Source organism: Thermostichus sp. MS-CIW-38 (assembly GCF_054058415.1).
In genome coordinates, this window is record NZ_JBSSAH010000006.1 from 76088 (window position 1) to 90664 (window position 14577).

At 60.7% G+C, this 14577-nt stretch carries 7 protein-coding genes; 5 read left to right on the forward strand and 2 right to left on the reverse strand.

All coding sequences use genetic code 11. The features are described 5' to 3' along the window. Nucleotides 1-13: 13 nt before the first annotated feature. The 5 genes from ACVWXZ_RS03840 (at nt 14) to ACVWXZ_RS03860 (ending at nt 11474) form a co-directional block, all read left to right on the forward strand. Nucleotides 14-1651, forward strand: coding sequence for an acetolactate synthase large subunit (locus tag ACVWXZ_RS03840; protein ID WP_457482192.1), 1638 nt, complete (start codon nt 14-16; stop codon nt 1649-1651). 156 nt (nt 1652-1807) lie between these two features. Continuing rightward, nucleotides 1808-3871 (forward strand): GspE/PulE family protein, encoded by a 2064-nt coding sequence (locus ACVWXZ_RS03845; RefSeq protein WP_457482178.1) that lies wholly within the window; start codon nt 1808-1810, stop codon nt 3869-3871. Between the two features lie 131 nt (nt 3872-4002). Continuing rightward, nucleotides 4003-5145, forward strand: coding sequence for a type IV pilus twitching motility protein PilT (locus ACVWXZ_RS03850; RefSeq protein WP_414383847.1), 1143 nt, complete (start codon nt 4003-4005; stop codon nt 5143-5145). Nucleotides 5146-5342: 197 nt separating this feature from the next. Next, nucleotides 5343-6569: a type II secretion system F family protein gene (locus ACVWXZ_RS03855; RefSeq protein ID WP_457403363.1), complete on the forward strand. Its 1227-nt coding sequence runs from the start codon at nt 5343-5345 to the stop codon at nt 6567-6569. A 72-nt stretch (nt 6570-6641) separates the two neighbouring features. Continuing rightward, nucleotides 6642-11474: an alpha-2-macroglobulin family protein gene (locus ACVWXZ_RS03860; protein WP_457482179.1), complete on the forward strand. Its 4833-nt coding sequence runs from the start codon at nt 6642-6644 to the stop codon at nt 11472-11474. 47 nt (nt 11475-11521) lie between these two features. Here the strand turns inward: ACVWXZ_RS03860 and ACVWXZ_RS03865 are convergent, their stop codons facing one another. After that, nucleotides 11522-13351, reverse strand: a complete 1830-nt coding sequence (locus ACVWXZ_RS03865) for an Rqc2 family fibronectin-binding protein (RefSeq protein ID WP_457403366.1) — start codon at nt 13349-13351, stop codon at nt 11522-11524. A 522-nt stretch (nt 13352-13873) separates the two neighbouring features. Next, nucleotides 13874-14479 carry a DUF3727 domain-containing protein gene (locus ACVWXZ_RS03870; RefSeq protein WP_011433718.1) on the reverse strand — a complete coding sequence of 202 codons (606 nt, stop codon included), beginning with the start codon at nt 14477-14479 and terminating at the stop codon, nt 13874-13876. Between the last annotated feature and the right edge of the window lie 98 nt (nt 14480-14577).

The window sequence follows — 14577 nt, forward strand, 5'->3', positions numbered from 1 at the left end:
TACCCTTGCCACCATGAATACCGCCGAACTGCTGGTTCGCTGCCTGGAAAATGAGGGGGTGCAGTACATCTTCGGCGTTCCTGGCGAAGAAAACCTGGAAGTCCTGCAAGCCCTGCGCCGCTCCTCAATTCGCTTTATCACCACCCGCCACGAACAGGGGGCCGCCTTCATGGCCGATGTCTATGGCCGGCTGACGGGCAGAGCGGGGGTGTGTCTCTCCACCTTGGGGCCGGGCGCCACCAACCTGATGACCGGAGTTGCCGATGCCAACCTGGATGGAGCACCCCTAGTGGCCATCACCGGCCAAGTGGGCACCGACCGCATGCACATCGAATCCCATCAATACCTGGATTTGGTGGCCATGTTTGCCCCCGTCACCAAGTGGAATGCCCAGATCGTGCGCCCCAGCATCACCCCGGAGATCGTGCGCAAGGCTTTCAAATTGGCCCAAACCGAGAAGCCCGGGGCCGTCCACATCGACTTGCCGGAAAACATCGCCGCCATGGAAGCCAGCGGCACTCCCTTGAGGAGAGATCGCCTGGACAAAACCTACGCCTCCTATCAAAGCCTGAACGAAGCGGCGTCCCTGATCTCCCGCGCCCGCAACCCCTTGATTTTGGCCGGCAATGGGGCCATTCGCGCCCAAGCCAGCAGCGCCCTCACGGAATTTGCCACCCGCTTGAACATCCCCGTGGTCAACACCTTCATGGGCAAAGGAGTGATCCCCTACACCCACCCCTTGTCCTTGTGGGCCGTTGGCCTACAGCAGCGGGATCTGATCAGTTGTGGTTTCGACCGCACCGATCTGCTGATCGCCGTCGGCTACGACCTCATCGAGTACTCTCCCAAGAAATGGAACCCCGACGGCACCATCCCCATCGTTCACATCGCTGCCCTGCCCGCAGAAATCGACAGCAGCTACATCCCGCAAGTAGAGGTGGTGGGAGACATTTCCGACTCCCTGATGGAGATCCTGCGCCGCTGCGATCGCACGGGCAAGCCGGATCCCTATGGCCTCAGCCTGCGGCAGAACATCGTCCGCGAGTACACCTGCTATGCCCAGGATCAGAGCTACCCGATCAAGCCCCAAAAGCTGATCTACGACCTGCGCCAAGTCCTGCAACCGGAAGACATCGTCATCTCCGATGTCGGCGCCCACAAGATGTGGATGGCCCGCCTCTACCACTGTGACAAACCCAACACCTGTCTCATCTCCAACGGCTTTGCCGCCATGGGCATCGCCATTCCGGGGGCCTTGGCCGCCAAATTGGTGCATCCCGACCGGCGCATCGTGGCCGTAACCGGAGATGGAGGGTTCATGATGAACTGCCAAGAGCTGGAAACTGCCCTCAGGGTGGGCACTCCCTTTGTAACTCTCATCTTCAACGATGGCGGCTATGGGCTGATCGAGTGGAAGCAACACAATCAATACAACGAGGCTGCTTTCGTCAAGTTCGGCAATCCAGACTTCGCCAAGCTGGCGGAGAGCATGGGCCTCAAGGGCTACCGTGTCGAAAAGGCTGCCGAGCTGATCCCCATCCTGAAGCAGGCCCTCGAGCAGCCGGTGCCCACCCTCATCGACTGCCCTGTCGATTACAGCGAAAACCTTTACCTAACCCAGCGGTCGCAAGCGTTGGTCTGCGAGGCTTAGGGGACGAGATGGATGTGAATGCGAGATTTGAGCCGAGTTGGGGCATAGTAAGCCCAGGGTTGGCGGCCTCTGGGCAGTCCAGACTTATGTATCTTTACCGTTGACCCTTAGCAGCCGAGTGCAGTGAAATAGAGGCATTGTGGGTGACCCGCTAGCATGAACGATCTTCCTCCCCCTCCTTTTACCTCGCGCCGTGCCGGTGCTGCCAGCAAAGCTCTGGCCATCGCCAACGTCAGCATTACCCCCTTTGGCCGCAAGTTAAAGGAGCTGGGCTTTGCCGACGATAAGCAGATCCAGGACATCCAAAACGCCCTCAAAGCGGATCGAGAGGGCAACAGCAAGGCCCTGGCTCTGGTGGTCAAGGATATCGTGGGCAAAGAGATCACCCCTGACCTGGAGCGGGCTTACAAACGGCAGCAGCTCTTTGAACTGAAAATCATCTACGGGATCCCCTCCCTGGATGTCGACCTGGAGCCGGTGGAGATCTCCGAGATGATTGGGCTGATCGACTCGATCTTGCCCCTCGACATCTGCAACCGCTACAAGTTCTTGCCCATTCGCCGTCGAGACAATCAGGTGACGGTGGCGATGGTCAAGCCAGACAACCTGCAGGCACTGGACGACATTCAACGGCGCTTCCGCATCCAGGGGCTGAAGCTGCAGCGGCGGGTCTTCACCCAGCGGGATTTCGAGACCCTGATCAACCGCTACATGGATGCGCAGGCGGAGCTGCTGGCCATCAAGGGGATCAACGACGCGGCTACTGCCCAACAGGAAGAAGAGGTGGTGGTCAATACCGCCGAAATCGATCTGGACAGCATCGAGGATGTGACTGCCGATGAGGCCGGCGAGGGATCCCTGGAGCAGCAGGTCAAATCGGCAGATGATGCCCCGATTATTAAACTGTCCAACCAGATCCTGGTCAAGGCCCTGCAGGATGGGGCGTCCGACATCCACATCGAGCCACAAGAAGAATACCTGCGCATCCGCTTCCGCAAAGATGGGGTGTTGCGGCAGGCTTTTGAAAACTTTCCCAAGAAGATCGTCCCCGCCCTCACTGCCCGCTTTAAAATCATCTCCAACCTGAATATTGCCGAGCGGCGCATGCCCCAGGATGGGCGGATCCGGCGGGTCTTCAAGGGGCGCAAGGTGGACTTTCGGGTCAGCACCCTGCCCTCCCGCTATGGGGAAAAGATCGTGCTGCGGGTTCTGGACAACTCCGCCACCCAACTGGGGCTGGACAAGCTGATCACCGACCCAGAGACCTTGGAAAGCTTCAAGGAGATTGTCAAGCGACCCTTTGGCCTAATCTTGGTGACCGGGCCAACGGGATCCGGGAAAACCACCACCCTCTACTCGGCTCTGGCGGAGGTGAACGATCCGGGCATCAACATCAGCACTGCCGAGGATCCCATTGAATACTCGCTGCCGGGGATCACCCAAGTGCAGGTGATCCGAGAAAAGGGCATGGACTTTGCCATGATCCTGCGGGCCTTCTTGCGGCAAGACCCGGATGTGATCCTGGTGGGGGAAACCCGCGACCACGAGACGGCCAAAACCGCCATCGAAGCCTCCCTCACGGGCCACTTGGTGTTGACCACGCTGCACACCAACGATGCCCCTGGCGCCATTGCCCGTCTGACGGAGATGGGGATCGAGCCATTTATGATCTCCAGCTCGTTGCTGGGGGTGTTGGCCCAGCGCTTGATGCGCCGGGTGTGTACCGAATGTCGGATCCCCTACCACCCCACGCCGGAGGAGCTGGCTCGCTATGGCCTTACCCTCAGTGGCGACGGCGAGCAGCTCACCTTCTACAAAGCCAACAAGCTCTCCCCCAAAGAAGTGGAGCAGCGCAAGGCCACCGGCAAGCCCATCTGCGAGAAGTGTGGGGGCGTGGGCTACAAAGGTCGGGTAGGGGTGTACGAGTTCATGCGCATGAACGACCGCCTTGCGGACTTGATCAACAAAGAGGCCCCCACGGAGGTGATCAAAGAAGCGGCGGTGGAAAGTGGCATGAAAACCCTGCTGGCCTACAGTTTGATGCTGGTGAAGCAGGGCCTCACCACGCTGGAGGAGGTGGATCGGGTGACCCTCACCGACAAGGGTCTGGAAAGCGAGCTGAAGGCCCGTGCCAAGGCTCTCAGCACCTGCCGCAACTGTGGCGCGGCCTTGCATGTGGACTGGATGGACTGCCCCTATTGCCTGACCCCGAAGTTTTAGGAAGTCGGCTTGGCACTTGACGATGTTGGGGTGCCGACTATAACAGTCCTATACAGTTGCCTTTCTCACATGGCTTTGGCCGGCGGCTCTTTTGATAGACAGTTCTACTCGCCTTTGGAGAACCCAACCCTATGCCCCAACTGATGATCGAAGACCTCATGGAAGCAATCGTCCAAAAGGGCGGTTCCGACATTCATATCTCGGCGGGTTTGCCCCCCTACTTCCGCATCAATGGTCACCTTGAGCCGACAGAGCATGAGCCTCTCTCGGCAGAGGAGGTGCAGCGGTTGATCTTCAGCATGCTGAACAACAACCAGCGCAAGCAGCTGGAGCAAAACTGGGAATTGGACTGCTCCTATGGGGTGCGGGGGATCGGGCGCTTCCGCGTGAACGTCTACCGCGATCGCGGCACCTATGCTTGCGCCATGCGGGCCCTGGCTTCTGAGATCCCCAACATCGACAAGCTGGGCCTGCCGGATGTGTGTAAGGAAGCAGCTCGCCTGCCGCGGGGCTTGGTGCTGGTAACCGGCCCAACGGGATCTGGCAAATCGACTACGCTGGCTTCCATGATCGACATGATCAACCGCGAACGGGCCGAGCACATCCTCACCATCGAGGATCCCATTGAGTATATCTACACCCCCATTCGCAGCATCATCCACCAGCGGCAACTGGGGGAAGACACCAAGAGTTTTGCCAATGCCCTGCGGGCAGCGATGCGGGAGGATCCGGATGTGATCCTGATCGGGGAGATGCGGGATCTGGAGACCATCCAGTTGGCCATTACCGCCGCCGAGACGGGCCACCTCTGCTTTGCCACGGTACACACCAGTTCTGCCGCCCAGACGGTGGATCGCTTGGTGGATGTGTTTCCGCCCGAGCAGCAGCAGCAGATTCGCGTGCAGCTCTCCAACTCCCTCAAGGCCGTCTTCTCCCAAACTCTGGCCCGCCGCCTCAATCCCAAGCCAGGAGAGCCTGGACGGGTGCTGGTGCAGGAAATCATGGTGGTGACGCCGGCCATTGCCAACCTGATTCGGGAGGGCAAAACTGCCCAGATCTACTCGGCTATCCAGACGGGGGGCAAGCAGGGCATGAAAACGCTGGAGCAAGATCTGGCTAACCTTTACCTACAGGGCAAGATCGACTTCGATACGGCCATGTCTAAGACCTCTCGCCCCGAGGAGTTGCAACGGCTTTTGGGCAACGTTACCGGGCCCTCGCCAGCCGCGGCTGCCCAGCAACAGCGGCCACCAGCAGTTGCCGCCCGTCGCTAAACCTCGTTGCCACCAGGCAGTGCTGGGATCCCGGGGTGAGGGTTCATTGCCGATCTCTAGCCGCTGCCTCAATTTGTGGCTAAGCTCTAGCTGAGAGATCGTTGATCGGCCCAAGGTTTGGGCTGACTTCTCTTTTGCACCTGCGAAACATTTAAAGCCATTTCGTTATTTAGAGCGATCTAGCCGGGGGTACAGCCATGCCGCGCTACAAGGTTCGGGGGTTAAAGGCCGGTCAGCCGGTACGCCTGACGGTGGTGGCCAACAACTTGACCGAGGCCCGCGCACGGCTGCGCCGAGATGGGATTTTCGCCAAACAGGAGGACATTCAGGAAGAAAAGCCCTTTTTCTCCTTGGATACGTCTTTCGATTTCTCAATGCTGGGATCCATCGACATTCGCGACAAGGCAGTGTTCTCCCGGCAATTTGCTGCCTTGATCAACGCCGGCGTGTCGATGGTGCGCTCTCTCACCATCATGGAGGAGCAAACCGGCAACCCCAAACTCAAAAAGTACCTGCGGGCTATCCGAGCGGAGGTGGAGGCGGGGAAAAACCTCTCCGACTCCATCCGCCCTTATCCCGACGCCTTCGACGGCCTCTACTGCAGCATGGTGCAGGCGGGGGAGGTGGGCGGCGTGCTGGACGAAGTGCTCAACCGCCTGGCCAAGCTGCTGGAGGACATGGATCGCCTGCAGAAGCAGATCAAGTCAGCCATGACCTACCCGGTGGTGGTGACGATCTTGGCTGTCTTGATTTTCTTGGGCATGGTGCTGTTCATCTTGCCCACGTTTGAGAGCATCTACAACGACTTGGGTGGGGAGCTGCCCGCCTTTACCCAGTTTTTCATCAACATCAGCAAGTTCCTGCGCACGCCCCAGTACAGCTTGGGGCTGGTGGGCTTTCTAGGGGCCGTCTATTTTGCTTTCCGGCGCTTTTACCGCACCCCCGCCGGCAAAGAAACCATCGACGCTCTGGCCCTCAAGCTCCCCATTTTTGGAGATCTGATTCAGAAGTCGGCGGTGGCCCGTTTTTGCCGCACGTTTGGGGCCTTGACCCGCTCTGGGGTGCCGGTGCTGACTTCTCTGGAGATCGTGCGCGACACTTCCGGCAACCAGGTGGTGGCCAACGCCATTGACGCCGCCCGCCAATCCATCTCAGAGGGAGGGCAGATTGCCCCTGCTCTCGACAAGGCTAAGGTCTTCCCAGTCATGGCCATTCAGATGATCAGCGTGGGGGAAGAGACAGGCGAGCTGGACGCGATGCTGATGAAGACGGCGGATTTCTACGAGCTGGAGGTGGAGGAGGCGGTACGCGCCCTCACCAGCCTGCTGGAGCCGTTGATGATCGTGATCCTGGGCGGTATGGTGGGCTGCATTATCGTGGCCATGTACCTGCCCATGTTCAACGTCTTCGAGCTGGTGAAGTAGTGGATTGGGCTGACCCTTGAACCCCCAGGGCGGCCAGGGCACAGGGTAGGAGCAACAAAGGAAAGGGATCCCATGCTGAGGCGATGGTTAGCGGCCCTGGTGCTGTTGTTGGGGGTGGGGCTGGCAGTTTTGCTTTCCGAACAGCCGACGGGATCCCTGGCGGGACGGGTGGAGCTACCGGCAGGGGTAGCTCTGGAGAGCGTCCGGGTGATCGCCGCCGGCCCGGTCACGCGCAGCGCCAGCTTGGCCTCAGATGGCGAATATCGCTTGGATCGATTGCCTGTTGGGGAATACCAGGTGACGGTGCAGGGATCCGGCCTGGAAAAGGTGGGCAGCCAGAGATCCGTTCTGGTGCGGGAGGGGGCAACGGTTCGGATCCCCACCTTGCGCCCTCAGCTTGTCCCCCCCGGTCTCTATCTCTACAGCACCAGCCAGGTGTTTACGACCGCAGAACCGGCGCGGCTGCAGTGGCGGGCCACCAGCCTGGGCTCGGTGCAGCTCAGCCTCTATCGCTTTTCCCTGGCGGATCTGCAGGGATCCCCTCTCTTGCGGGATTTGGCGGATGCTGGCTATGGCTCCCTGGATCCGGCTCTGTATCCCACCCTGCGGCGGGAGCTTGTGCGCAGTTGGCAGCAGCCGGTACCGCGACGGCCAGGAGAGGGGTGGGCAGCCCAAACTGTGGAGCTGGGGATCCTGCCGCCGGGGGCCTATTGGGTGGAGGCGGAGGGCCGGGAGCCGCTGGCGCAAACGGCTGCACCTTTGCCCCGTTTCGACCATTGGTTTTTGGTGAGCGATCTCGGCCTCATCCAGAAGCAGGATGCCAGCCAGTTGGTGGTGCAGGCGGTGCACCTGCGGGAGCTGCGCCCCCTGTCGGGGATCCAGATCCAAGTTTTCGGGGAGTGGGGGGATCCCCTGACGGCCACCACCGATGCAGAGGGGCTGGCCCGCTTTGGCCTGCCGGCGAGAGAGGGTTCTTCCCTGGTGGTCTATGGCCGCAGTGCCGACAACACCCTGCAGGCTTTGTCCCGCAGCTATGCCTATGGCTGGAACCAGCCCCACCGGATCTACGCCTACACCGATCGTCCCCTCTACCGCCCTGGCCAAACCGTCTATTTCCGCGCCCTGGTGCGAGAGCAAACCCGCCTCACGCCGCCCCCCCCAGGACAAGCAGTGCAACTGACCCTTACGGCCCCCAACGGGGATGTGTTGAGCGAACAAACCCTGGCCACCAATGCTTTTGGCAGTGTCCATGGGGAGTTTCAACTGCCAGAAGAAGCGTCCCTGGGCAGCTACGGCCTGGAGTGGCAGGTGTCAGGGCCGCAGGGATCCAGCCGCGAATACACCTCTTTTCAGGTGGAAGCCTACCGCAAGCCGGAGTTTGAGGTGGCGGTGGTGCCCGACCGACCTTGGCTGGTGCGGGGGGGATCCCTGAAGGTGCAGGTGGAGGCCGAGTATCTTTTCGGCGCGCCGGTGGCCGCTGCCCAGCTCCGCTACCGAGTTTACAGCAGCCCCGACTGGAGCCTGCGCTATGGGCTGTTGCCCCGTTCTGCCGAGGAAGACTATTTCGCCGACGACCTGGGAGAGGAGCAGGGCTACTACGGCGGCTACGGCCAGTTGGTGGCGGAAGGAGAAGGGGTGACGGATGCCCAGGGGCGTGCCGTCTTTCACCTACCCCGCCTGTTGGCCGATCTGGACTGGGAAGAAGACAGCTACTGGGGCCCCCAAGAGGTGCAGCAACTGCGCATCGAGGTGGAGGTGACCGATATCAGCCGCCGGACGGTAACAGGATCGGCGCGGGCCTGGGTCACGGCTGGCGAATTTGCTCTGTTTGCGGAAGTGAACCGCCATCTGCCGGCTCCGGGGAATACCCTCACCTACCGGCTGCAAGCCCGCGATTACGATGGCCGCCCCGTCAGCGCCACCGGAGAGCTGAGCCTGGAGCGCTGGCGCTGGGATCCCAAGAGCAACACCTACCAACGGCAAGGTACCCTGCTGCGGCAGCCTTTTCAGATTGTCAACGGGGAAGGCAGCCTCGACCTCCACCTGCCCGCCGACCTGGAGCCGGGAGACTACCGGGTGCGGTTGACGGCATGGGATCCCCGCCGTCAAAGTGCTCCGCACCGCTGGCGCGAACGGGTGCAGGAGGTGGACTATCTCTGGGTGGTGGAGCCGGGCAGCCCCCTACAAAGTTGGGGATCCCTGCCCAGCCTGGAAGTGGTGGCGGATCGGCAGATCTACCAGGTGGGGGAAGAGGCCCAGATCCTGATAGTCTCGCCGCTGCCGGATGTGGCGGTGCTGGTGGGCATTGAGGGATCCCGGCTGCACCAGGTGCAGGTGCTGCGTCTCCAGGGGCATACGGCCACGCTGCGGCTGCCCATCCGCGGCGACTATCGTCCCAATCTCTACGTCACTGCCACTGCCATCGGCCCAGAGCGGCGGCTGTACCGAAGCGAGGCTCTGCTGCGGGTCTCCCCCTTGGATCGCTTTTTGCAGGTGGAGCTGCAGACCGATAAGCCCAACTATCGACCGGGCGAGACCGCCCAAATCCAAATCCGCACCCGCGATGCCCAAGGGCAGCCGGTGAGCGCCGAGGTGGGCCTAGGGATTGTAGACAATGCCCTCTACCTATTGCGACCCGACTTCACCCCGGATATTCGCCGCTTCTTCTATGGGCGCCAGTACAACCAAGTTACCACCACTACCTCTTTCCCTCAGCAATATCCCGGCGGTGCCGACAAGCTGGCCGGCCAAGTGCGGGAAGACTTTCGCGATACCGCCGCCTGGTTTCCGGATCTGGTCACCGATGCCGATGGCCTGGCTCAGGTGCAGGTGCGCTGGCCCGACAACCTCACCACCTGGCGCTTGACCGCCCGCGCCGCCACTGCCGACACCCAGGTGGGATCCGCTCTTGCCACAGTCTCGGTTAGCAAAGACCTGTTGGTGCGCTTGGCCGCTCCCCGCTTTTTCCGGGTGGGGGATCAGCTCACCTTGGCGGCCATTGTGCAAAACCGCACGGGTCAAGCCCAAGCGGTGGAGGTGCGGCTGGAAGTTCCTGTTCCTGCCGGTGGGATCTTGAAATTGCAAGGCCCGGAACGACAACGCCTCACCGTGCCGGCCCAAGGAGCAGGGCGGGTGGAATGGCCTCTCCAGGTTCTGGGGGCCGGAGATACCTCTCTGCGGGTCTGGGCGGAAGGGAATGGGCTGAAAGATGCGTTGCAACTGCGGATCCCCAGCCAGCCCTTTGGGGCGGCGCATCGCTTCTCCCAAGTGGGCCAACTGGGAACCCCGTCTGGCTTGCGTGAAGGGGAGTCTGGCAGTCTGGAGTTGCCGCTGGATTGGCCCGCCACCTGGGTGCCGGGATCCCGGCAGCTTCACCTGGAACTGGCCGCTAGCCCGGCAGCAACCCTGCTGGGGCCGCTGGATTACCTGGTGAAGTTCCCCTACGGCTGCACCGAGCAAACCCTGAGTCGCTTCTTGCCCGCCCTAGCCGTCACCCAAGTCAGCGAGCAGTTGGGCTTGAACCTGCGCTCTCAAACCCTGGAGCGGCTGCCTCGAGTGCTTCGATCCGGCTTGCAGCGACTGGAGGGATCCCAGAACTTCGATGGGGGCTGGGGCTGGTGGGCCTATGACCGGAGCAACCCCTATCTGACCGGATACATCCTGCAGGGGTATCACCTTGCCCAAGCTGCTGGCTATGCCCTCAAAGAGTGGCGGGTGCGGCAGGCCTTGGACTATCTGGCTGCTCAGGACTATCTGGCCGCTCAACTGGCCCAGCCCCAAGCCCTCTCCCCGGATCTACAGGCTTTTGTCGCCTACAGCCTGGCCCTCTGGGATCCCGCCTTGGTGACTGCCGACCTGCCGCCGCCGGAGCGGCTCTCCACCTTTGGCCTGGCCTACCATGGCCTGGCTGCCCTGCAACTGGGCCAGAGGGATCTTGCCCAGGCAGCCCTGGATGAGGTTCTGGAGCGGCGGCAACAGGATCCCCAAGGGCGCTGGTTTATCCCGGCTGCTCCAACTCGTGCGACCCAAGAGCGCTCCACCTACGACGACATGGAGGTGGCCGGCCCGCTTTTGCAATTGGCCGTTCGCTTGCAGGATGACCGGGCTGCCCAGATTGCCGAGGCCCTTCTCCAGCAGCGGCAAAACAACCGCTGGCGCACCACCAAAGCCACCGCCGATGCTCTCCTCGGCCTATCTGCCTACTACCAGGCCCAGCAGCAGCAGCTTCCCGGCCCCGGCGAGGTGCGGGTGTTGGATGGGACAACCGGATCCCTTCTCGGTCGCTGGCAGGCCGGCCCTGCGGATCCCCGCTATGGGCTGGATTGGGCTGACGCAGAAGTGGGGAACCTGAGCAGCCTGCGCCTGGAAAAGTCCGGCCCCGGCCCCCTTTACTACAGCTTGAGGGGAGAAGCCTTCGTCCCCAACCCTCTGCCCTCTCAAGCCCAAGGCTTTGCGGTGAGCCGCAGCTACTTCCGCCTACAGCCCCAGCTCCAACCCAACGGGGAGATCCGCTACCGAGAGCAGCCGCTGCGCCCTGGCGACACAGTAAGGGCCGGAGAAATCCTCCTGGCCCGGTTGACGGTGGAAGCCGAGCGGGACAGCCACTACGTGGTGGTCGAGGATCCCCTGCCCAGCGGCGCCGAGATCACCTCCCAGGATCCGCGAGAGTTCACCGGCTTGGCCCCAGACTACTGGTGGGACTGGTTTTGGACCCGCCAAGAGAATCGGGATGACCGCGTGGCCTTTTTCAGCACCGAGCTCAAGCAGGGTCGCCATGAGTTTGTCTATCTCTTCCGTCCGGAGATCCCCGGCCAATTCCAGGTGGCTCCTGCTTTGGCAGAAGAAATGTACGACCCCAGCCGCTATGGCCGCAGCGCCGCTTACTCCCTCGAAGTTCTCCCTTGAATGCCTCGAACCTGCCCACTTGGCCAGAAACAAAGTAACCAGTTGCGTCAGTGTGGCCCAAGGGCTGACGCAATGAGCAGCTGCGCATGGCTGGGCCGCCCCCAAAGCACCTGCTCCTGTTTGTAAACGACCATGCCGGGCGGGGATCCCTTGGGTTTGAACACCAGTTTCGGGCGAGTGTAGACTACCGGCACCTGTTCGCTGAGGCGACCGCGGCTGAAATGGGCCGCCAAATCAGCAGCCGCCTGCAGATCTTCGCTTTCTGCCACAGCGCCGGGGGGCAAGCGCAGCAGCACATGACTGCCGGGGATCTCTTGGGCATGAAACCACCAATCGTGTTCCTGAGCCACGCGAAAGGTGAGCTGATCATTTTGCAGGTTGTTGCGCCCCACCCAAATGGAGAAGCCACTGGGGCTGGTAAAGCGGTGGGGGTTGAAGGTTGCCGGTGAGGCATGTTTTGAGCTCGCCCGCAGAGACTCTGTCCCGCTGTTGCGAGTGGGACTCTCCAAGTAGCGCTGTTCAATCAGCTCGGTCTCAATTTCCTTGAGGGTGGTTAAGTCTTGGGGATCCCGATAGGTTTCCAGCTGCTGTAGAGAGGCTTCCACCTGCTCGAGGTAGAGGATCTCTTGGCCGAGCGCCTCTTGTAAAGGTCGGAGGGCATCCTGGGCCCGTTTTTGTTTGCGGTGCTTGCGGTAGTAGGCTTGGGCATTGAGAATGGCATTTTTTTCGGGGTCGAGAGGGATCTTGACCGTCTGGCCGCTGGCAAAATCCGGCAGCTCGATGTGGTGCAGCCCTGGCCGCCAAAGGTGGAGGTGCGCCATCAACAAGTCGGCAGCCTGCTTGGAGGCTTCCGCTTGGGTGGAGTCGGCCAGCATTGCCTCAAATTGCTCTCGCCGCTGATAGAGCTTTTTCAGCAGGGTGGATACCCTTTGCAGCAGACGGTGGCGCTCTCGCTCAAACTGTTCGCGGTTAAGCTGAGCCTGGTAGTAGCCTTCCAGAAGTTGGTGCAGATTGAGTCGAGAAGGTTGTTGCAGGGACTCCGTCCCGCTAACGGGAACGGCACCGCTTGCCCAGCCGAGAACGGTGTATCCCTGGGGAGTGGGAGCTGGGTCAAACTGGCCTGTTTCCAGACGGGTTAACCAGTCTTGCCACCTGGCAAACAGTGCCTGCCAATCGCGGGCAGAGAGGTGATCGGTGGAGGTTTGCGGCGGGATCCCAGCCTGATGGCACATCGCTTCCACCAAATGCCGACTGAGGCCGCGATAACAGCGCAACAGCCGTTGGCCGATGGGGCCAGGGATCAGGGCGACGCGCTCTTGCCACCAGGAAAAGGGCTCGGATCGCTGCGGGATCGGGTCGGTTAGGGCCGGGGGGGCTTCATAGGGCAGGCCCGGTTGTACCGGACGGATCCGCGATTGGCGCTCGCTCACCCCATGACCACTGGCCAAGATCATGCCCGCCTCGTCCACCAAAATGGCGTTGCTGTACTTGCCCATCACCTCTAGGTAGAGATGGCGATGAGGGGGATCCCCGGGCCGAGGGGCAAAGCGCAAGTCAATCACCCGTTCCCAATCCTCCAGCAGAGCCAGCTCCGTCAGAGCCAAACCCTTCAGGTGCCGTTGGAGGAACTGGCTAAATTGAAAGCCATCCGGCTCTTTGGGAGGAGGCTGACAGAGGTGGAGACGGGCCGCCTGAGGATGCCAGCACAACAGCAAGCAGGGGCGGGCAGTGAGGGTGCGCAAGCCAATGACCACCGTCCACAGATCGGTCTGTTGGATCCATTCCACGCGGGCAGGCAACAATGGATCCCGACCTGTCTTAGCCTGGGTTAGATCGGCGAGCACAGCGCGCAGGGTGGTTAAATCAACCGGCTGCATCCCTGTTGCTGATACATTTACGCTGAACACTGCTGAACATCACTGTTCAACTATGCAGCGATAGCATTCTGTTTGTTTCCAAACAGAATGGCGGTATCCCGCAAAGCTTTGAGTAGAATACCCAAAGCGCAGTTTCCGTGTCGTCTTACTACCAATTTTCTGCTTTGCTTTGGCTACCATGTTGGCAGACTCGAAAGTAAACAGAAAGGTCAACTGGTAGTAATCCGTACTGAACATATTATACATTATTTTCAGTATAGTTGAGCTTATTATTGACTAGAGTCATGCTCCTTCGCTACGCAATGCTCAGGCGGCTGGTCTGAGGCTGGCTTATTCTGACCCTTGGCCCGCAGATCCGACGCCCCCGACAGATGTTGAGACGGGTCTGGAGTGGCTGGTGAAAAACTCTGGGCAAGTTTTACCGGGTAGTTTCACCACCTCTATCCCTATGGTGCTCCGCACCGCCGAGGCGACTGGCTGGGCAGGAGTATCCAACTCGGCAGAACAGAAGGGGTTGACCGCCTAATCTTCGTCTTCATCTTCTTCGTCATCTCCGTCTTCCCATTCCTCATCGAGATCCAGCAGCAGGGCATAGAGCTGATCAAAAAGCTCTGGCGGCTCATCGGGGGTGAGCAGGTAGGGATCCCCTTCGTCAGGCAGAGCGGCGTAGAGCAAAACGGGATCGAGGGGGGTAAAGATGCCGTATTTCTTCTCTTGGTAGAAAAAGGTAGCTAGCAGTTGAAACTCCTGGGCATCTTCCTCGCTCTCGCCCAGCTCGAACACATCTTCCTCTTCGACTGGGGGCAATTCCCCCTGAACCGTGAGGATGTCGAAGCCATTTTGCTGCAAGGTGAGGTTCAACTCCCCCAAGACAGCCTGGATGGTGGGCAGGGTAGCCTGTAGCTCTTCGGGATCCGGCTCGTCCAGGATCCCTTCCATGTTGGCATCGCCGTTCACCGCTTGGCTGGGTTCTTCTTCCCCTTCCCAAACCAGCACTTTGATCACAGCATCAACGGGAGTCACCAGAGCATAGGTCTGCTCGTCGATGACCACCTGACGCAGGATCTCGCACTTGAGAGGCTGGTTTTGCTCGTCGCGGAGCACCAAGGTTTCATGGGATTCAGTCATTGAAAACAGCCCAGGGTAGGAAAGACGGGGGTGTACAGAAGCTCATTCTCCCATGTTCTGCCCCCCTGCAATGCTGAGGGATCCCTTCCAGGCCCACC